Source organism: Microbacterium sp. NPDC056234 (assembly GCF_042267585.1).
Lineage (GTDB): Bacteria > Actinomycetota > Actinomycetes > Actinomycetales > Microbacteriaceae > Microbacterium.
Window position 1 is genome coordinate 1 of sequence record NZ_JBHJTE010000009.1, and the last position, 16,957, is coordinate 16,957.

At 69.5% G+C, this 16,957-nt stretch carries 30 protein-coding genes; 28 read left to right on the forward strand and 2 right to left on the reverse strand.

Going from position 1 to position 16,957, the window contains the following annotated elements; all coding sequences use genetic code 11:
• Positions 1–289: 289 nt before the first annotated feature.
• A complete protein-coding gene (locus ACFCYE_RS17690; protein ID WP_376180853.1) occupies positions 290–568 on the reverse strand; it encodes a helix-turn-helix domain-containing protein in 279 nt (92 codons plus the stop codon).
• A 481-nt stretch (positions 569–1,049) separates the two neighbouring features.
• Here ACFCYE_RS17690 and ACFCYE_RS17695 point away from each other — a divergent pair, with 481 nt between their 5' ends.
• The 27 genes from ACFCYE_RS17695 (at position 1,050) to ACFCYE_RS17825 (ending at position 16,038) form a co-directional block, all read left to right on the forward strand.
• Entirely contained in the window at positions 1,050–1,244 is a 195-nt protein-coding gene (locus ACFCYE_RS17695) for a hypothetical protein (protein ID WP_375821542.1), read from the forward strand.
• Complete coding sequence (locus ACFCYE_RS17700; protein WP_375821543.1) at positions 1,237–1,569, forward strand: hypothetical protein; 333 nt, start codon at positions 1,237–1,239, stop codon at positions 1,567–1,569. The genes ACFCYE_RS17695 and ACFCYE_RS17700 overlap by 8 nt, the downstream gene beginning before the upstream one ends.
• Positions 1,566–2,171, forward strand: coding sequence for a hypothetical protein (locus tag ACFCYE_RS17705; protein WP_375821544.1), 606 nt, complete (start codon positions 1,566–1,568; stop codon positions 2,169–2,171). The genes ACFCYE_RS17700 and ACFCYE_RS17705 overlap by 4 nt, the downstream gene beginning before the upstream one ends.
• Positions 2,164–2,451 carry a hypothetical protein gene (locus tag ACFCYE_RS17710; protein ID WP_375821545.1) on the forward strand — a complete coding sequence of 96 codons (288 nt, stop codon included), beginning with the start codon at positions 2,164–2,166 and terminating at the stop codon, positions 2,449–2,451. Before ACFCYE_RS17705 ends, ACFCYE_RS17710 begins: the two co-directional genes overlap by 8 nt.
• Before the next feature lie 40 nt (positions 2,452–2,491).
• Positions 2,492–3,133, forward strand: coding sequence for a hypothetical protein (locus ACFCYE_RS17715; protein WP_376180842.1), 642 nt, complete (start codon positions 2,492–2,494; stop codon positions 3,131–3,133).
• Between the two features lie 91 nt (positions 3,134–3,224).
• The gene (locus tag ACFCYE_RS17720; protein WP_375821547.1) at positions 3,225–4,409 is read left to right on the forward strand and encodes a hypothetical protein; all 1,185 of its coding nucleotides are present in this window, start codon (positions 3,225–3,227) and stop codon (positions 4,407–4,409) included.
• 174 nt (positions 4,410–4,583) lie between these two features.
• Complete coding sequence (locus ACFCYE_RS17725) at positions 4,584–5,219, forward strand: hypothetical protein (RefSeq protein ID WP_375821548.1); 636 nt, start codon at positions 4,584–4,586, stop codon at positions 5,217–5,219.
• Complete coding sequence (locus ACFCYE_RS17730; protein WP_375821549.1) at positions 5,219–5,485, forward strand: hypothetical protein; 267 nt, start codon at positions 5,219–5,221, stop codon at positions 5,483–5,485. Before ACFCYE_RS17725 ends, ACFCYE_RS17730 begins: the two co-directional genes overlap by 1 nt.
• Before the next feature lie 2 nt (positions 5,486–5,487).
• On the forward strand, positions 5,488–5,643 hold the full coding sequence (locus ACFCYE_RS17735; protein WP_375821550.1) for a hypothetical protein: 156 nt from the start codon (positions 5,488–5,490) through the stop codon (positions 5,641–5,643).
• A 120-nt stretch (positions 5,644–5,763) separates the two neighbouring features.
• Entirely contained in the window at positions 5,764–6,612 is an 849-nt protein-coding gene (locus ACFCYE_RS17740) for a hypothetical protein (protein ID WP_375821551.1), read from the forward strand.
• Complete coding sequence (locus tag ACFCYE_RS17745) at positions 6,612–7,628, forward strand: fibronectin type III domain-containing protein (protein ID WP_375821552.1); 1,017 nt, start codon at positions 6,612–6,614, stop codon at positions 7,626–7,628. The genes ACFCYE_RS17740 and ACFCYE_RS17745 overlap by 1 nt, the downstream gene beginning before the upstream one ends.
• A 12-nt stretch (positions 7,629–7,640) precedes the next feature.
• A complete protein-coding gene (locus tag ACFCYE_RS17750; RefSeq protein WP_375821553.1) occupies positions 7,641–8,042 on the forward strand; it encodes a hypothetical protein in 402 nt (133 codons plus the stop codon).
• A 10-nt stretch (positions 8,043–8,052) separates the two neighbouring features.
• Positions 8,053–8,787, forward strand: coding sequence for a hypothetical protein (locus ACFCYE_RS17755; RefSeq protein WP_375821554.1), 735 nt, complete (start codon positions 8,053–8,055; stop codon positions 8,785–8,787).
• Entirely contained in the window at positions 8,784–9,173 is a 390-nt protein-coding gene (locus ACFCYE_RS17760; RefSeq protein ID WP_375821555.1) for a hypothetical protein, read from the forward strand. The genes ACFCYE_RS17755 and ACFCYE_RS17760 overlap by 4 nt, the downstream gene beginning before the upstream one ends.
• The gene (locus ACFCYE_RS17765; RefSeq protein ID WP_375821556.1) at positions 9,173–9,646 is read left to right on the forward strand and encodes a hypothetical protein; all 474 of its coding nucleotides are present in this window, start codon (positions 9,173–9,175) and stop codon (positions 9,644–9,646) included. The genes ACFCYE_RS17760 and ACFCYE_RS17765 overlap by 1 nt, the downstream gene beginning before the upstream one ends.
• Positions 9,647–9,669: 23 nt before the next feature.
• The gene (locus ACFCYE_RS17770) at positions 9,670–9,879 is read left to right on the forward strand and encodes a hypothetical protein (RefSeq protein WP_375821557.1); all 210 of its coding nucleotides are present in this window, start codon (positions 9,670–9,672) and stop codon (positions 9,877–9,879) included.
• Positions 9,876–10,223, forward strand: a complete 348-nt coding sequence (locus ACFCYE_RS17775; RefSeq protein WP_375821558.1) for a hypothetical protein — start codon at positions 9,876–9,878, stop codon at positions 10,221–10,223. The genes ACFCYE_RS17770 and ACFCYE_RS17775 overlap by 4 nt, the downstream gene beginning before the upstream one ends.
• 12 nt (positions 10,224–10,235) lie before the next feature.
• Entirely contained in the window at positions 10,236–11,189 is a 954-nt protein-coding gene (locus tag ACFCYE_RS17780) for a hypothetical protein (RefSeq protein WP_375821559.1), read from the forward strand.
• A 52-nt stretch (positions 11,190–11,241) separates the two neighbouring features.
• The gene (locus ACFCYE_RS17785) at positions 11,242–11,622 is read left to right on the forward strand and encodes a hypothetical protein (protein WP_375821560.1); all 381 of its coding nucleotides are present in this window, start codon (positions 11,242–11,244) and stop codon (positions 11,620–11,622) included.
• A 124-nt stretch (positions 11,623–11,746) separates the two neighbouring features.
• On the forward strand, positions 11,747–12,154 hold the full coding sequence (locus tag ACFCYE_RS17790) for a hypothetical protein (RefSeq protein WP_375821561.1): 408 nt from the start codon (positions 11,747–11,749) through the stop codon (positions 12,152–12,154).
• A gap of 17 nt (positions 12,155–12,171) precedes the next feature.
• Entirely contained in the window at positions 12,172–12,918 is a 747-nt protein-coding gene (locus tag ACFCYE_RS17795) for an N-acetylmuramoyl-L-alanine amidase (protein ID WP_376180847.1), read from the forward strand.
• 192 nt (positions 12,919–13,110) lie between these two features.
• The gene (locus tag ACFCYE_RS17800; protein ID WP_375821562.1) at positions 13,111–13,293 is read left to right on the forward strand and encodes a hypothetical protein; all 183 of its coding nucleotides are present in this window, start codon (positions 13,111–13,113) and stop codon (positions 13,291–13,293) included.
• A gap of 18 nt (positions 13,294–13,311) precedes the next feature.
• Positions 13,312–14,322 (forward strand): hypothetical protein, encoded by a 1,011-nt coding sequence (locus ACFCYE_RS17805; protein ID WP_375841084.1) that lies wholly within the window; start codon positions 13,312–13,314, stop codon positions 14,320–14,322.
• Positions 14,319–14,666 (forward strand): hypothetical protein, encoded by a 348-nt coding sequence (locus tag ACFCYE_RS17810; protein ID WP_375821564.1) that lies wholly within the window; start codon positions 14,319–14,321, stop codon positions 14,664–14,666. The genes ACFCYE_RS17805 and ACFCYE_RS17810 overlap by 4 nt, the downstream gene beginning before the upstream one ends.
• Complete coding sequence (locus ACFCYE_RS17815; RefSeq protein ID WP_375821565.1) at positions 14,659–15,216, forward strand: hypothetical protein; 558 nt, start codon at positions 14,659–14,661, stop codon at positions 15,214–15,216. Before ACFCYE_RS17810 ends, ACFCYE_RS17815 begins: the two co-directional genes overlap by 8 nt.
• Positions 15,217–15,350: 134 nt before the next feature.
• Positions 15,351–15,761, forward strand: a complete 411-nt coding sequence (locus ACFCYE_RS17820) for a hypothetical protein (RefSeq protein WP_376180850.1) — start codon at positions 15,351–15,353, stop codon at positions 15,759–15,761.
• Position 15,762: 1 nt separating this feature from the next.
• Complete coding sequence (locus ACFCYE_RS17825; protein WP_375821567.1) at positions 15,763–16,038, forward strand: hypothetical protein; 276 nt, start codon at positions 15,763–15,765, stop codon at positions 16,036–16,038.
• Between the two features lie 222 nt (positions 16,039–16,260).
• Here the strand turns inward: ACFCYE_RS17825 and ACFCYE_RS17830 are convergent, their stop codons facing one another.
• Positions 16,261–16,431, reverse strand: a complete 171-nt coding sequence (locus ACFCYE_RS17830; protein ID WP_375821568.1) for a hypothetical protein — start codon at positions 16,429–16,431, stop codon at positions 16,261–16,263.
• 77 nt (positions 16,432–16,508) lie between these two features.
• Between ACFCYE_RS17830 and ACFCYE_RS17835 the strand changes: the two genes are divergently transcribed.
• The gene (locus ACFCYE_RS17835) at positions 16,509–16,736 is read left to right on the forward strand and encodes a hypothetical protein (RefSeq protein WP_375877720.1); all 228 of its coding nucleotides are present in this window, start codon (positions 16,509–16,511) and stop codon (positions 16,734–16,736) included.
• Positions 16,737–16,957 lie beyond the last annotated feature (221 nt).

Here is a 16,957-nt window from a genome sequence, read left to right on the forward strand (position 1 = left end):
ACCCGTCCGGCATCATCGAGCCGGAGAACGCCGCGGGGACCCTCATCTCCGAGGCGGCACGAGGCGAGGGCGGAATCCTCCGCAACGCCCTCGGCCGACTCGATCGCGAGCCATGCGGGGATGGCCACGCGGGCAGGCCGAGGTGCCGGCGCAGCAGGAGGCCGCGTCGGCGTGGGGTCTTCGGGGATGGCTGCGGGGTCGGTCAGGCAGGACGCGCAGGAGCCATCGGTGAGTTGTCCGGGGTGGCCGCACGAGGTGCAGCGGGGGCCGCGGTATTCGCGACGGGCGGTCACAGGGCTGCGATGCCGTCGATGGGTCCGGGCATGACCCGTGGCATGGGGAACTCGGTCTGTCCGGGGACGTGGGGTGCGGGGGCCGGCCTACCGGCGGCGTCCGCGCGGTCGTGGGCGTCCTGGTGGCGCTGGTCGCGGTAGGCCAGGTAGTCCTCGCGGAAGATGCGGTACGTGCGCCTGCCCAGCTTCAGGGCGGGGATCTCCCCGTCCGCAATCCAGCGGTAGACAGTCATGGGCGTGACGCGCAGCTCTTCAGCTACCTCGGCTACGGTCATGTACTGCGGGAGGGGGGATGTGGCCTCGGTCACGATATTTTTCTCCGTCCGCCCGGGTAGCGTCTTTCCGCAAGTGTTTGACCTGCGGTTTTGTCCACCTGCGGGCGTTTTTTCGTTCCAGATGGAAATATCTGGTCCGCGAAAATTTCCGCAGGTCAGAGGGCAACCATCCGAATGTGGAGAAAATCTGTAGACGCTAGGCGCAGAAAATGTCGACTCAGAGAGACCGTGCTACTCTTCACGAAGCAGCTCACCCGTGGGGTTGCCGCTGGTCTTTCTTAGGGCGACTTCAACGTCCCAGCGGCTCAAGACCCCTCGACAAGACGGGTTGGGCCGCCGTGACCCCCGGTGAGTGTCGATCACCGGGGGTCAACTTCTTGCCTCACCATACACCGGGCTGCGCGTTTCGGACGATCGCGCCCGTACACAAGTCTGTGACAGACCAGACCTATTGCCCTATGTATGCATGTACATTATCTCCATGAGGAATCCACTTGCGGACAAGCTACTTAGCTTCGAGCAAACTACGGCGGACGTAAGGGACACGAGCAGAAAAATCGGCACCGCTGCGGAGTCTCAGGCCACCCTGAACATCGCACTGACCGCGGTCGCGGTGACCGCGCTCATCGTGGCCGCGCTGCTGGTGCACGACACGCGGGTGAACGGCCATGGCTGACACCCCCCTTGACCCCAAGGCAGAACGGGCGCGCCGCGCGCACGGACACGTGCTGCTCTTCGAAACGGTCAACGGGCCCGAGGCGCACGGTTCCTGGCTGGCCATCAGCTTGTCGGACGGCTCGTGCGACATGAAGGCGTACCCGACCAAGGTGGACGCGACCCGGTTCCAGCTCCACGAGACGCAGTGTGCGTATCTGTGCCTGACCGGCATACCGACGCTCGGGGAGCTGCGCTTGTTCCTCGACACGTGCGAGGACCTCTACGACGCCGGCCTGAAGCTGGCCGACCCCGCGACCTACTTCAACCCGGAGGCACTCCTGTGAGCGCAGACGAGATCTTCGACCCCGAGATCCACGCGGCGGACAAGGACGGAAACCCGACCCTCAACAAGGACGGGAGCTTCCGCAAGAAGCGCAGCGACGCGGGCACGGGCACGAGCGGGGGCGGCAAGCAGCGGCCGGCCTCGAGGTCCCGGAGCACGAAGACGCCGACGGGTCCCGCGCGCGAGAAGTACCGCAAGGCGGTGGACGATGTCCTGGCGCTGCCGGTCGCTGGTCTGTCGATGGCCGATCCGGTGCTCGGGTTCGCGGCGGCCGAGGTGGCGCCGGCGTGGTCGGACGCGCTGGCGGACCTGGCCGTGGAACAGCCGCGGCTCGCGGCCGTGCTGGAGCGCCTCGGGGGCGTGGGTGCGGTCGGCGGCGTGCTCGGGGTCGGCATCATGACCTTCGTCCAGTTCGGTCACCTCCTGGGCAAGGTGCCGCCGCACATCGCGCAGATGATGGGTGCCAAGAGCCGTGAGGACATCGAGCGGATCCTGGACCAGCGCGGGGCCGCGATGGCCAAGCAGCGGCCGGCGCCGACCGAGCCGCCCGTCCAGCACGAGCGCGGCCAGGTCCCCACGCCCCGGGTGATGGCCCATGTCTGACGAGGTGCAGTACGACACCGAGGTGTCGTCCGAGGACGCGTACGAGGCTGCGCTGGTGCGGTGCGGCCGGACTCAGCACGCGCTGGTGCTGGCCGAGGCGCGGATCATCGCGTGGAAGCGCCGGTACTCGGAGCTGCTGAAGGTGTGCGGCGAGTGGGAGTCCGAGGCGCTGAGGCTGCGGGAGCGGTACGGCGTGGGGGAGCTGGGGGGTGGGGATGGCCAGGACCAGGGCGCCGCGGGCGGCACCGAGCCAGAGCGTGAGGCTGATCGAGCGGCGTAGGTTCCTCTCCTCGGTGTGGGAGTACGGCGCGGGTGAGCACGTGTCGTTCATCGGCCCGACCGGTTCGGGCAAGACGCGCCTTGCGCTCCAGCTCCTCGCGCGGTCCGTGTCGGATGACCTGACCGGGTACATCACGGTCATGAAGGCCAAGGACAAGACCGTGGGCGAGTTCCTGGCCCAGCACGACCGCTGGAAGCGCACGCTCACGTTTCCCCCTCCGCCGCGTGCTCCGGGCATGCCCAAGGTGAACGGGTGGGTGGTGTGGCCGCACCACACGAACGATCCGGCGGCCGACGAGATCCGGCACGAGCGGGTGTTCAAGGAGATGCACAAGCGGCTGTACGTCAAGGGGGACAACATCATCTTCGATGATGAGGTGGTGTCCCTGGTCCGGGAGATGGACATGAAGCGGGACCTCACCCGGATCTGGACCAAGGGCCGGTCCCTGGGGTCGGGTCTGTGGGGGGCGACGCAGCGTCCGGCCATGGTGCCGCTGGAGATGTACGACCAGGCGCAACACCTGTTCCTGGCGAACATCAAGGACAAGCGGTCGCAGGACCGGTTCGGGGAGATCGCGGGTGTGGACCCGGACCTGGTGGTGGACGTGGTGCGGCGCCTGCCCAAGTTCCACTGGCTGTACATCCGGCAGGAGGCGGGGCAGATGTGCGTGGTCGGCCCTTGATCTTTCCCATTTGGTTGCCTTAGGCAACCGAATATGTTTCCCTACTTAACAAACTCTGCCCGCTCGGTCGGGCACTGAGGGAGGAACCCACATGACCATGACCGCGACCGAGGCTCCGGCGCAGTCCAAGAACGGCAAGGGCAAGGAGCAGCAGGTTGTTGCCGCTCGCCCGTTCGTCACCGGGACCCGGACCCTGGAGTCCGAGGTCTACACCCAGACCGTCACGCAGAACACCGCCACCCAGACGCTCCAGCCGTACGAGTTCCAGGTGGACGGGTACCTGTCGGGCGCGCTGATCCGCGTCACCGCGACGACCGCGTCCAACGCCGCGACCGTTGCCTTCCAGGCGGACGGGCCGTTCTCGGTCCTCCAGTCGGTGATCGTGGAGGACATCGGCGGCAAGCAGATCATGGGCCCGCTCACCGGGCACCAACTGCGCGTCCTGAACCAGTTCGGCGGGTTCGTCTTCAACGGCGACCCCCGCGCGAACGGCATCTACACCCTGACCGCGGGCGCCGGCGGCACGGGCGGCTCGTACCGTTTCCAGCTCAGGGTGCCGATCCAGGTGCGGCGGCGCGACGCGATGGGCAGTTTGCCCAACCGGAACGCGTCCGCGACGTTCAAGCTGAAGATCACGATCAACGCGATCAACCAGGTCTACAGCACGGCGCCGACGAACGCGGCCTCCGTCAACGTCCAGGTGCAGCAGCGCGGTTGGGCCACCTCGGACAACCGCGACTACAAGGGCAACGGGGTCTCCCCGACCCCGAACGGCGTCGGGTCGATCCTGTACACCGACGTGGAGACGATCCAGCTCAGCGCGGGCGCCTACAACCAGCGCATGGCCACGTTCGGCGGCCTCCTGCGCGTGCTCATCTTCGAGCTGCGCGACGCGGCCGGTTCCCGCGCGCAGGGTGAGGCGGACTTCCCCTCCCTGTGGGAGACGGAGATCGACAAGGTCAAGGTCTACTCCCGCTCCCCGCTCACGTGGGAGTCGGAGATGAGCGAGGACTACGGGCTGACCGCGGACGCGGACGGCAACACGGCCGCGGCCAAGAACTCGAAGCCCGACGGTGTGTACGTCCTCCACTGGCTGGACGACTTCGGTCTCCAGCCGGGTGCCGAGAACGGGTTCCGGTACCAGCCGATCACCCCGTCCACGGCCGTCCAGCTCTCCGGGGTCATCGGCGGATCGGGTGCGCACACCCTGACGATCACCAAGAACTACATGAGCCCGGTGGGGGACGACCCCCGTCAGCTCACCGGTGGCCGGTAGCACCAGGCCCACGGCCAGGGCGCGCGCGTCCTGGCCCCCTCACCCCGTCTGACCTGGACGAAAGGAAAAAGGATCATGAATCTTCTGATGCCGGACCTCGGCAAGCTCGTGTACCTGGCCATCGGCACGTTCTTCGGCGGCAAGCTGCTCGCCAAGGTCAAGGGCTGATCCGTCGTGGCGCAGAGCGGCGGGCAGATCTCCAGTCTCCACCTGGCCATCGCGGCCGGCGGTGGGGTGCTGCTGTATGCCGCCCTGCGGGACGTCTCGCCCCTCCAGGCCCTCAAGGACGTGACCTCCGGTGCTCCGCCGGCGGTGTCCACCGAGGGCAAGGTGATCACGGGCTCGGGTGGTGAGGCGGACCCGAACTACGTGCCCGGCGGGTACGGCACGACGGACTGGAAGGGCGTCTACAAGAAGTCCAAGATGCCCAAGGCCCTCCAGAAGCCGTCCACGCTCGTGACCGCGGCCAGCGTCTCCCACGGCAACGAGAAGTACTCGCAGGACGAGCGCTGGAAGAAGGGCTACTCCGACTGCGCGTCGTTCGTCGGCAAGAGCCTGCTGGACATCGGGATCGAGCCGCCCGGTGGGTCGACCACCGGCGCCTATCTGGCCTCGGGCCAGTGGGTGAAGGTGGGCAGCCCGCGCATGGGGGACATCGCGGTCAACGCCCGTCACATGGTGCTCTGCACCGACGGTTCCAACGGGATCGGCATGCAGAACAAGCGCCGCAACGTGCAGAGAGACACGCTGGACAACCTCATGGCCAACACCGGGAAGTACGAGATCCGCCGCTACCGGGGGTGGGCGTGATGGCGGCCTCCACCGGGCCCGTGCTCGCGATCGGCGCGATCACGGTCGCCAACCGAACGATCTTCAACGACGAGGCCATGGACTGGAAGGTGCCCATCGGCACCGCCATCGCGGCCGTCCTGTTCGCGGGTGCGGAGCGGGTGGTGGGCAGGGGTGCGGTGCACGTCGCGTACTTGGCCCTGATCACGGTGGTCCTGGCCCGCGTCGACCCCAAGGTCCCAAGCCCCTCGGAGTCTGCACTCCGATGGTTCAACGAAAGGAATTGATCATGACCACCGTCGAGCGGGTGGCCATGGGGATCATCGGCGTGGCCATGGCCACGACGCTGATCCTCCCGGGCCGCCAGACCTCGAAGGTGATCGACTCCGTCAACTACCTGTTCCGCGGGTCCCTGGCTACGGCCATGGCCTCGCCCAAGAGGTGACGGCATGTCGACCAACCTTCGCAACGCAGTGATCTTCGGTGCCGGACTCGCGGTCGGCATGGCCATCGGTAACGCCATGCTGTCGTGGGGCAAGCGTACTCTGAGCTGAGGGAGGGGCCCATGGCCCGCTACTCCGGGAACCTCCTGCGCCTCAACGCGCCGGGCGAACCCAAGATCGCGCCGGGCGAACCGGACCCGGCGCACACCAACCCGTCCGGCCCTGAGGGAGTGCCCGACTTCCGCGCCGACGAGATCAGCGTCTCTCCGGAGATGGGAGCGGAGTACGCCGGCCTCACCCTGGAGGACGGCATCCCGCGCGCCATCGTGGTGGGTCAGCCCTCTCTCGGCTGGAACGCACCCTCCTTGTCCTCGACCCCGGTGGGGTCGGGCGGCACCCCGGCGGGCAGTGCGCCGGCCTGGTCCCAGGGGAATCCGCACAACGCGGACGTCGACACCTCCTGGGCCCGGGCGGCGCGCGGCTCGATCGCGGGCAGTCCGCACGTGGGCGGGGTGGCGGGTGTGCACTCCAGCGGGGACGACACCCTGCCGTACCGGCAGGCGAACCCCGTCGGTGTGGAGGGATCGTCCTTCCTGGAGCGGCTGGTGGGCTTCCCCCGCCAGATCTGGGGGGAGCCGTCGGGCGCCGGGGTGGACAAGTTCATCGCGGGCACCAACAGCTACGCGGCGAACAACCCGGACGGGGACCAGTACGCGGAAGGCCGCGGCGGTGCTCGGGTCCACTACGGGTTCGAGAGCCCGTACTTCGTGAACCAGCCGATGTTCATCGACAAGCCGGCGCAGTTCTATGACCGGCAGACCGCACCGGTCACGGCCCGGGATCCGCTGGTGGGCGGCCGGTACTACAACACCCCGGTCATGGGCCAGCTCGCCGCGAACACGTGGCTGTCGGAGCTGGGCGAGTCGGTCACGCCGACCGGCTACGGGGTGCCCGTGGACGGGGCCATCTGATGCCCGAGGGGGAGTTCATGGGCGGCACGGTGGACGTGCCGGGCGCCGGGAAGATCAAGAAGAAGTACATCTACATCCCGGCGGGCATCGCGGCGGCCTACGTCGCCTACCGCTGGTACGTGGCCTCGCAGGAGGCGCCCGTGGACCCGGGCGCGGACGGCATGTACACCAGCGACGACCTGTCCGAGTACGGGCTGTCCACCTCGGGCGGGGCGACCGAGGTCACCGGGAACAACGGCAGCACGGTGACGGACGGCACCAACCCGAACGCGATCGACGACAACGCCGAGTGGTCGCAGCGCGCGACCGAGCTGCTCACGAACATGGGCTACGACCCTCAGACCGTGGGCAACGCGCTCGGGGAGTTCCTGGCCCGCCGCGCGCTGGACAAGACCGAGGCGGGGATCGCGCGGGCCGCTCTGGCGCAGGTGGGACAGCCCCCGATCGGCGGGCCGTACTCCGTCCAGGAGGAGGCCGCGGTGGGCTCGGGCACCCTGCCGGGCCCGACCAACGTGCGGGCGTGGGGTACGCACTCGGACACGCAGATCGGTGTGCAGTGGGACAAGGTCACCGGGGCCGACTACTACCGGATCTACCAGACCGGGAACACGGAGCCGGTCGGCACGTCGCAGGACACGTTCTGGCAGGGCCGCAACCTGGTCCCCAACCGGTCCTACACCTACTACGTCCGCGCGGTGAACTCGGTCGGCAAGATCGGCAGCAACAGTTCGAACTTCACCGTCAAGACCAAGGCGACCGCGCTCGCCAAGCCGGGCGGCCTGAAGTCGTCCGCGGTCACCCGCAGCAGCTTCCGCGTGAGCTGCACCGCGGTGCGCGGCGCGCAGTTCTACCGCTGGTACGTCAACGGCAAGCCCGAGGGCGCGAGCGACAGCCCGTACCGGGACTTCACCGGGCGTCGCGCGAACACGTCGTACCGGGTGCAGGTCGCGGCCGACACGTCCGGCCAGAACCCCGGCCCCATGTCCGGGGCACTCACCGTCAAGACCAAGAAGTAGGAGGAGGGCGACATGTCGATGAAGCCTGATGCAGAGATTTCGATCGCTCTCGCCACGGGAGTGATGGCCTACGGCGCGTACCAGATGGCGCTGCCGCCGGTGGCCGACATCCGGTCGCTGGAGCCGAACAACAAGGACGTGCAGTCCTCGGAGCGGGTGGCCGCGTGGACCGCGGCCGGTCTCGTCTCCCTGGTCGCGCTGCTCACCAAGAGCCCGGCCGTGTTCACCCTCGGGGGGTCGGTGGTGGTGGCCGCGTCCTGGACCACGCGCCATGCGGACAAGGTGGACTCCCTCTCGGGCAAGGCCGCCTCCCTGATCCCGGCGCCGGCCAAGGGCCCGGAGGGTGTGGTGGGCGACCAGGTCGCCAGCGTGCAGCAGCTCCCGACGACGCCGGTCTACGGCGTAGCGGTCTGAGGCGGACGCGGTGGCGGACAAGTACGGCATCCCCCCGGGCGGGGATGCCTACCCCGGCAAGGTCAAGTACTTCCAGGACAACAAGGCTGAGCTGGAAGACGTCGGCATTGCCGTGGCGGTGGCCGAGGGAGGGTGGCCCGAGGACAAGATCGCCGAGGCTGTCTCGGTGGTCATCGCGGAGTCGGGCCGCCACCCGTTCATCTACAACACCTACAAACAGGGCCATTTCGGTCTGTTCCAGATCAGCCGGAGTGCGTGGCCGGACTTCTTTGCCGGGGGCAAGGAGGACTGGACGGTTCCCACCCGGTCCGCGCAGTACGGCTACAAGATCTACAAGCAGCAGGGGTGGGGGGCGTGGCAGGCGTCCCGGCTCACCCACCTTGCGCGCGGCAAGAAGGCCGCGGCCGACCTCAAGAAGCTCTCCGCGGACAAGCGGGCGGAGTACGCGAAGGTGGTCGGCAAGCCGCTCGGGACGATCGCGGACACCCTCCCGGACAGCGGCATCGGTGACGCTCTGGACGACGCGCTCACCCCCGAATGGGCGGATGACGCGGTGGCGGTGCTCAAGGACGCGTACGAGTCGCTGACGACGCCGGCGTTCTGGATGCGGGTGGCGTACGGCGCCGCCGGCGTCGTCCTCATCGCGGGCGGCCTCTTCCTCATGGTGAAGAACACGGTGGTCACCGGGGCGGTCAAGCAGGTGGCCAAGGCAGTGCCCAAGGGCACGGGAGGGGCGAAGAAATGAACATCACTCCGGACCCGGACGAGATCGTCCAGGAGGAGGCCGAGCCGTACGAGACGCGGCCGGTTGCGGTGTCCGTGTGCGGTCCGACCGAGGTGCGGGAGCTGCCCGCGTCCGGGTACCCCGGCTACAAGACGGACACGGCCACGGCCGCGGTGGCCGTGCGGGTGCTCGCGCTGGAGCCGCGCCGCCAGTACGCGACGCTGATCGCGCAGGATCAGGACGTGTGGATCTCCAGCACGCAGGCCGGTGCGCAGTCGGGGGCCGCGGGCGCGATGCGCATTCCGGCCGTCCTGCCCTACGTCGTGCGGCACACCCATGAGCTGTGGGTGTGCGCGGTCACCGGCAGCACGGCCGTGGGTGTCGAGTCCGTCTACTGGAGCCAGTGATGCCCTCTCCCACCTACGTGCCGCTCATCCGCACCGGCGTCGATGTCGAGTTCGCCGACGTGGCCGTGACCGGCGCCCTCGATGTGACCGGGGCCGCCACGGTCGGCGGGAACCTCACCGTTGCCGGGTACACCGCCCTGGAGGCGGGGCAGGCCGACGCGCAGTTCACCCTCTGGTCCGGGGACAAGGACACCCTCCGCATCGGCACCGCCGGCGGGGGCCTGGCCGTGGCCGAGGGCGCCGGCGCCACCAGCGGCGTGGCCACCCTGGTGGCGGGTGCGGTCACGGTGGCCACCAACAAGGTGGCCGCGAACTCCCGGATCCAGTGCACCGTCCAGTCCCTCGGAACGGTCACCACACCCAAGGCTGTCGGGGTCACCGCCCGGGTGGCCGGCACGTCGTTCACCATCACGTCCGCGGACGCGACGGACACGTCCGTCGTGGCCTGGTTCATCATCTCGCCCACGGCCTGAGCCGTCCTACAGAAGGGGGACCCATGTCCCCGCAGCAGCAGAGAGACCCGGTCCTGGCGCAGCTCGCCACGCTCCAGACCAAGGTGGACGGACTCCGCCGGGAGGTGAAGACGATCGCGGTCACGCAGGACCAGCACGCCAGGAAGATCCAATGGATGAGCGCGGTGGCCCTCCTGGCGGTGGGGGCGATAGGCGGGCCGGACGCCGTGGCCGCGCTCACGGGAGCGGCATGACGACGCCGGCGCCTCAAGTGCTGGACGCGTCCGGGTCGGTGACCCTGGACGCGTCCGGCCACGGCGTGGTCCAGCTGGCCCCTGAGTCGTTCCGGACCTGGCTGGTGACCACCATCAACGTGGCCACGTCGCAGGACCCCACGCAGACCCCCGTCCCGCAGGTGCGGGTGTTCCTGGGGGGCGTTGGCGGACAGCGGGTCGCGCAGTCCTGGATGGGCAACCAGTCGACCGCTACGGGGTCGACGCTGGTGCAGCCCTCCCAGCCGCTCGTGATCGAGTGGGTCAACGGGGTCCCGGGCTCGGTGGCCACGGCGTGGCTGTACGGCACCATGACAATGCGGTAGAGGGGGAGAGTCGTGCAGTTCCAGGACGAACTTGCGGGCGGGATCGTGCTGATCCGGCCCGCGTTGCAGTCTCCGGACTTCCAGCCGGGCACGTCCGGCTGGTGCGTGCGGATCGACGGATCGGCGGAGTTCAACGACATCACGGTGCGCGGGACCCTGGAGTCCGCGAACTACGTGCCCGGGGTGTCCGGCTGGCACCTCGACCAGAACGGGTCAGCGGAGTTCAACGACATCACGATCCGCGGCGGCACGTCGCTCGGGGGTGAGGCGTTCTACTACGACGGCACCCCGGGCCCCGGGACGCTGGTCCTGGCCATCGCAGCAGCGGCCGGCACCGACCCCTACGGCAACGCCTACGAGGACGGGGTGACCGTGCTCGGGTCGACCGGCACGGTCAACATCAACACAGACACGGGTGTCGTCTGGTCCAACAACCTCGGGTCCCTGATCGAGATCATTGCGGGCGGGGCACAGGCCCTCCAGCAGCTCCGGCCCGCGACCGTTCCCGGGGTCACGTGGGCGGACGCTGCCCTGGGGACGAACCTGACCTCCACCCACGGCGCCGACACCCCGTCCCTGTTCCTCCAGTCCCCCAGCACGACCGTGAACACGGCCAAGTCGAGCATCCGGCTGCACGGCGGATCCCCGACCGTCAACGCCAACCGGATTGAGGCCGTCACCCAGGTGTTCGAGATCACCGGTTCGGTGACCGCGGCCAACCTCCAGGGCGGGCAGGCGTCCACCGCGGCACCCGGCGCCGGAGGCGGGGTCACGTCCGTCAACGTCGTGTTCCCGACTCCGTTCCCCAGCACGCCCGCGGTGACGATCGACCCCCGGTCCGCGGCCGACCCCTCCGGCACGGTGATTCGTGGCTATGTCGACAGCGTGACCACAACCGGTTTCACCATCCGCGCGTACCGCTCCACGAACGCGCTCACCAACTGGTCATGGATCGCTTACGCCTGACCTAGTGCACACCGCGTAGACAGGATGCACGCACATGAGTAGGGTCCCGGCCATGGCAACCGAGCCGCAGTACAAGAGCATCCGCGTGTCCGTGGACACGCACCAACGCGTGCACGACCTGGCCGCGCGGCTGGGCAAGAGCGCGGATGAGACCCTGCAATTCCTGCTGGGCGACCACACCGTCCGCATCCCCGCCGGGCCCGTGCTCCAGGACCGTTGGGAGGAGGGCGCACGCAAGGCCGGCCTGCCCCTGGCGGAGTTCGTCGTGGTGTGCGTGGAGGGCTCCATGACGTACGGCGCGCCCCCGTCCGGTCTTCAACTGGTGTTCGAGCACGTACAGGCGCTCACCCGGGCCGCGGGCGTCAAGCCGATCCCTGTCAACGTGAAGCCCACACGGCCCCCCGGCCCGTCCACACGGCGTGCACACCCGTGATCCGGCGCGCGCTCACGGCCGTCCTCGCGGTGGCCAGCACGGCCGTGCTGGTCTACCTCGGGGGCGCCGCCCTCACCCCGGCGCCCTGTGCGCCCCCGACCGATCTGCACCAGGAAAGGACGCCATGACCACCAAGAGCGACGGCACCGAGAACCCCCCGGGCACCGAGGCCGCGACCGAGGTCAAGGAGGAGGCCGCCGAGGTCAAGGAGGAGATCAAGGACACCAAGGAGGAGGCCGCCGAGGCACGCAAGGAGGGGGACACCGACCGGGCGGACCGCCTGGAGGCCAAGGTGACCGGCCTGGAGGGGAAGCTGGACACCCTCCTGGGCAAGATCGATTCCCTGATCAGCCGCCCGTTCCACCCCGCGCCCCAGGAGCGCGCCGACGACGCCGGCGCCACCGAGAGCACGGACAAGAAGGGGGCCGGCGCCGAGTCCATCGACACCTCTGCGGCGGCCGACGACACCCCCAAGCCGCGCCGCCGTACCGCGTCGCGCGGCTGGTTCGGCTCCCGCGTGGACGAGGACTGATCACCATGGCCGATCCGATGAGCTACCCGGAGTTCGCCAAGGCACTGCGGGCCGAGGGCCTGACCGTGGTCGAGGTCAAGACCGAGGGGAAGTCCCCCGCCAGCCACAACCGCAACCACAAGGGGCCCTGGGGGCCCGTGAACGGTGTGATGATCCACCACACCGTGACCAAGGGCAGCGCCAAGACCGTGGAGATCTGCCGCAAGGGCTACGAGGGTCTACCCGGGCCGCTCTGCCACGGCGTGATCACCAAGGACGGCAAGGTGCACCTGGTGGGCTACGGCCGCGCCAACCATGCCGGGCTCGGGGACGACGATGTGCTGCGCGCGGTCGTCGCAGAGACGGCACTGCCCGCGGACAACGAGGCGAACACCGACGGCAACCGGCGCTTCTACGGGTTCGAGTGCGAGAACCTCGGGGACGGCAAGGACCCGTGGCCCGCGGTGCAGCTCGAAGCGATCGAGCGGGCCGCCGCCGCGGTGTGCCGGCACCACGGGTGGAACGAGGGCTCCGTGATCGGGCACCTTGAGTGGCAGCCGGGCAAGATCGACCCCCGCGGGTTCACCATGGCGTCCATGCGCGCCCGGGTGAAGACCCGGCTCACGGGCAAGCCCAAGCCGCCGGCGGACCCCAAGCCCAAGCCCCCGGCCACCAAGCCGCCCGTCGCGACCAGGCCGCCCGGGCTCAAGGACGTGCAGCAGGACGCGCGGCTGGCCCGCCTGGAGGCCGAGGTGGATGCCCTCCAGGCGGATCGGGGGAAGTAGTCGCAACCGTCCCCGTATGGGGGTACGGTGCCGGTACGTCACATCGGTTCCCCCTCCCGCCCGTTGAGGGAACCACCCCGGCCCCCCGCGCCGCCCGAGTTGCTGTACCCCCTGTCAACTCGGTCTGGAGCGGGGGGTTTCGCGTCCCCCGGCCCCTACCAAGACCAGTGAAAACCTGTTAGGTTTATGCGCATGGCCCGCCCTTTCAAAGATCCGGCCGAACGGCTGGACCACCCCATCACGTGCCTGTTCACCGCACAGGAAAAGGCACAGATCGAGCGGACCGCGCAGCGCTTCGGCATCTCCAAGGCCGCCGCCGTACGACTCCTCGTACGCGTCGCTCTGGAGTCCGAAACACCCATCACTCCCAAGTGACCCGAAAGAGGCAGACCTGTGATCGACACTCACATGTCACCCGAACCCAACGACGACGACCAGCCGCCGATGTTCCCGGCCCTCTCCATCCTGGAACGCCAGACCCCCCCCGCCCGTTACGGCCGTGAGCCGTTCTGGCGGGCGCCGGTCACCCCCCCGTCCCGGGACGTCTACATCCCGCACTGGAACTGGATCGGCATCCACGAGATCCCCGCCGACCGCGAGGCCCTCACCCTGGACGCGAACGGCGCCTACCTGGCCGCGATCGGCGCGGTGCAGGTGGCGCACTCCCACCTCAAGGAGACCGGCGGCATCCACCACGGGGAGTACCCCTCCCCCCGCCAGGTGCTCCCCGGGTACTACCGCGTCCGCACGCCGTACTGGGCGTTCTCGGGCACGATCGTCTCGCCCCTGGGGGATTCCTCCCGCACCGAGACGGAAGAGTCCCTGTGGGTGGCCCACCCCACGCTCCAGCTCATGTTGGAGCTGCACGAGCAGGGCGCGCTCGCGGACGTGGTGATCTACGACTCCTGGACCAGCGACGTGCGCACCGACTTCCGCGACTGGTCCGCCACGCTGCGGGAGCTGCGCCTGACCCGTCTCGACGCGATCGACCAGGCGCAGACCGACGCCACCCGCAAGGCGGCCGAGGACCAGTACGACGCGTTCAAGGAGGGCTACTCCGCCGCCCTGTCGATGATGCTCACGGGCGAGAAGTGCCGCACCCGGCGCCCCGACTGGAATCACGCCGTTCTCGCGCACGCGTCCGCCGCGATGTGGCGCAAGGCGTGGCGCTGGACCGAGACCGGCCGGCCCCTCATCTCCATGGGTGCCACCGACGAGATCACCGTGATCGGCGCGGACCTCCCCGAGGTCATGAGCAAGCCCAAGCCCCCCTTCAAGTACGACCCGACCGGACGCCAGCTCGGTGCCCTCAAGCCCAAGCCGAACGCCGCCCCGGTCCGCACCGACCAGCGCGCGCAGGACGTGCCCATGGTCCTGGACACCGACGGGGACGACATCCTGTGACCGTCCTCCTCCTGGCCCTGGCCGCCGTAGCCACCTCGGTGGCCGCGGCGGTCGCGGCCGTCCAGTCACGCGCCGCCACCCGCAGACTGCGCGCCCTGGTCCGCCAGCAGGCCGCCCGCAGCGCACAGGCCGCCACCGACCGCGCCTTCGTCATATGGGCCAACTGGACCATGCTCACGGTCACCGACCGGGACGGCATGATCCAGGCCGCCACTCTCCGCCAGCTCTACACCACCGGCTACTGGGACCGCATCTGGGACAACCCCGTCGCAGTCGCGCTCTGGCACGGAGACCCCGACACCCTGACCGCCTACGCCGACGACGAGGGGAGCGACCGTGCCTGACCTTGCCGCAGCTCTAGATGCCGCCCTCAGCGCACGCTACCCCCGCAACGAGGTACGCACCCCCATCACGCAGCGCCGCGGCCTCCAGGCGCGCATGAACCAGTTGGAGAACCTGTTCACGCCCAAGAAGGGGGACACGGACCGGCGCAGCGCCATAACGCGCGCGGCCGAGGCCGCCGGCATCCCGGTGCGCACCTGGCGCGACTGGCGCGCGGGCAAGGGCCAGTCCGCCCGCAACCTCCGCAAGCTGGAGACGGCACACAACCGGTTGATCACCATCCCCCGCTTCAGGCAGCGCGTGAACAGCACCCCCGCACCCAACCGGGTCAGCGTCACCGCGTCGATCAACTGGAACGGCTACAAGAACCGCACCGAGCACCGGTCGACCACCCTGGAAGGCATGCGACGCGTCATGGTCGCAGTCATCCGCGCGTGGACCACCGCCGGACCCGAGGCCGCCGCAGACACCCTCCAGCGCGGCGCCGCATCGGCCTACAACACCCAGAGCATCGCATTCGAGGGAAACGACGTAGAGGTGGACTTCCCGTGACAGACCGACCCACAGAACCCCACTGCTCTGCCCCCGGGTGCGGGCGCCCCGAGGAGCCCGACCACCTCGGACTCCGCCAGGGCCACCGATTCCGCCAGGTCATGGAAGTGCAGCCGCTCGCGGCCGATGCCACCATGCCCCGCATCGACATGCAGGCCCCCTACTGCTACGCCGCCTACCGCTTCGACCAGACGCCCCCCGAGATGATCTCCTGGGGATCCTGGGACGAAGCCCCCGGCCCGTTCGTGGAGGCGTACCACGCGGCCACCCACCAGGTGAGCTACATCCGCGTGCAGCACCAGTACTACGGGCCCATGAAGGTGAGCATCTGGCAGCGCCGCGCCGATGAGCACTACTCCCAGGCACCGCCGGCCGACGCGTACGCGCTGTACGTCGGCGACCCCAACGACACCATGCGCGCCGAACTGGCGGCACTCCGGGAACGCGCGGACAAGGGCTGCACCCACCCCGCCGGCGAACCGTGCTTCGGCAAGCCGCGCCCCGTCGACGGACCCGGCTGCACACCGACCATCGTGGAGGACTGACATGCCCAAGGAACGCTCCAGCGAGAAGAAGGCCGCGCGCCAGCTGGCCGCCGCCCGCGGCATCCCGTACACCGCAGCACTGCGCCTGCTGCGAGAGCAGCGGGACACCCCGCTCCCCGTGCCCACGGAGGCCGACCTCCTGACCGCCCTACGCGGCAAGGTGGCCGACGACGACCCCCCGCCGGCCGTCGTGCCCACCGAGGAAGAGCCCCCCGGCGCCTACTGCGCCTGTGCCGACCCGGCCTGCCCCACCGCCGACGGGCAGTACTCGCACTGAACATGGAGAGGCCCCGGGGCCGCACAGCCCCGGGGCCTCAAGTGGAGGACCGCGAAAGGCCCTTCACTCCCACGGGTGATCGTACATGACGGGACCCCCGACCTTTGCCCAAAGGTCGGGGGTCCCGTCTCGTAGAACGGCCCCCGACTGGTGAACGTCAGTCGAGGGCCGTCGTGGCGTCCGGCTCAAGGGCGCCCCATCTGCCCGCGCAGCGTACCGCGCTCAGGCCGCCGGCGTCTGGCCCTTGCCCGACTCCTTGGAGCCGTCGTCCTGCTTGCTCGTGGGCACCTTGCGCGCCGGAGTCGTCCCCAGCACCTTGCGCGCCGCGGCCTCCAGGGAGGTCCCCTCCTCCTCCGCCAGAGCCTCCGCCTGCCGCTTCTGCCACTTGTCCATGATGACCTCCGTGTGTCGACCGGATGGTGTGATGAGCCCTCAGGGTACCGGTCACATCGGCCGGTACGCTGGCGCGCGTGGGATATCAGGCTGAGGGTCTACACGTCACGGTGCGGCTTGACCGGCACGCGGGGGAGCGGCAGGCGCTGCACAACGCGCTGTGGTGCGAACTCCAGTGGAGGGTGGAGGGGATCACCATGGAGGGGAAGTACGACACCATCAACGCGGACCAGATGCTGCACGACTGCCAGCTGACTCAGGATGAGTGCGACGCGGTTCGGGCCCGGGTGCGCGCCGACGGCTAGGCCGCGCAGCGGGCCGGCCCCCGCTCGGGGAGCGCAGCGGACCGAGCCCCGGCGCGGGACGCGCCGGCACCCGCCGCGCAGCGGCGGCCGGTCCCCGGGACGGGGACCCATGGCGCGGGACGCGCCATAGCACGCGCGGGACGCGCGTGTCAATCACGCGGGAGCAGGCCTCGGCGGCGTGGGGCGAAGAGGACGTCGAGCAGCATCACCAGCGGCATCAC

Coding starts and splice junctions, on each gene's coding strand:
- ACFCYE_RS17690 (WP_376180853.1), bottom strand. CDS start 568: ATGACCGTAGCCGAGGTAGCTGAAGAGCTGCGCGTCACGCCCATGACT.
- ACFCYE_RS17695 (WP_375821542.1), top strand. CDS start 1,050: ATGAGGAATCCACTTGCGGACAAGCTACTTAGCTTCGAGCAAACTACG.
- ACFCYE_RS17700 (WP_375821543.1), top strand. CDS start 1,237: ATGGCTGACACCCCCCTTGACCCCAAGGCAGAACGGGCGCGCCGCGCG.
- ACFCYE_RS17710 (WP_375821545.1), top strand. CDS start 2,164: ATGTCTGACGAGGTGCAGTACGACACCGAGGTGTCGTCCGAGGACGCG.
- ACFCYE_RS17720 (WP_375821547.1), top strand. CDS start 3,225: ATGACCATGACCGCGACCGAGGCTCCGGCGCAGTCCAAGAACGGCAAG.
- ACFCYE_RS17730 (WP_375821549.1), top strand. CDS start 5,219: ATGGCGGCCTCCACCGGGCCCGTGCTCGCGATCGGCGCGATCACGGTC.
- ACFCYE_RS17735 (WP_375821550.1), top strand. CDS start 5,488: ATGACCACCGTCGAGCGGGTGGCCATGGGGATCATCGGCGTGGCCATG.
- ACFCYE_RS17740 (WP_375821551.1), top strand. CDS start 5,764: ATGGCCCGCTACTCCGGGAACCTCCTGCGCCTCAACGCGCCGGGCGAA.
- ACFCYE_RS17745 (WP_375821552.1), top strand. CDS start 6,612: ATGCCCGAGGGGGAGTTCATGGGCGGCACGGTGGACGTGCCGGGCGCC.
- ACFCYE_RS17750 (WP_375821553.1), top strand. CDS start 7,641: ATGTCGATGAAGCCTGATGCAGAGATTTCGATCGCTCTCGCCACGGGA.
- ACFCYE_RS17760 (WP_375821555.1), top strand. CDS start 8,784: ATGAACATCACTCCGGACCCGGACGAGATCGTCCAGGAGGAGGCCGAG.
- ACFCYE_RS17765 (WP_375821556.1), top strand. CDS start 9,173: ATGCCCTCTCCCACCTACGTGCCGCTCATCCGCACCGGCGTCGATGTC.
- ACFCYE_RS17770 (WP_375821557.1), top strand. CDS start 9,670: ATGTCCCCGCAGCAGCAGAGAGACCCGGTCCTGGCGCAGCTCGCCACG.
- ACFCYE_RS17775 (WP_375821558.1), top strand. CDS start 9,876: ATGACGACGCCGGCGCCTCAAGTGCTGGACGCGTCCGGGTCGGTGACC.
- ACFCYE_RS17785 (WP_375821560.1), top strand. CDS start 11,242: ATGGCAACCGAGCCGCAGTACAAGAGCATCCGCGTGTCCGTGGACACG.
- ACFCYE_RS17790 (WP_375821561.1), top strand. CDS start 11,747: ATGACCACCAAGAGCGACGGCACCGAGAACCCCCCGGGCACCGAGGCC.
- ACFCYE_RS17795 (WP_376180847.1), top strand. CDS start 12,172: ATGAGCTACCCGGAGTTCGCCAAGGCACTGCGGGCCGAGGGCCTGACC.
- ACFCYE_RS17800 (WP_375821562.1), top strand. CDS start 13,111: ATGGCCCGCCCTTTCAAAGATCCGGCCGAACGGCTGGACCACCCCATC.
- ACFCYE_RS17820 (WP_376180850.1), top strand. CDS start 15,351: ATGCCCCGCATCGACATGCAGGCCCCCTACTGCTACGCCGCCTACCGC.
- ACFCYE_RS17825 (WP_375821567.1), top strand. CDS start 15,763: ATGCCCAAGGAACGCTCCAGCGAGAAGAAGGCCGCGCGCCAGCTGGCC.
- ACFCYE_RS17830 (WP_375821568.1), bottom strand. CDS start 16,431: ATGGACAAGTGGCAGAAGCGGCAGGCGGAGGCTCTGGCGGAGGAGGAG.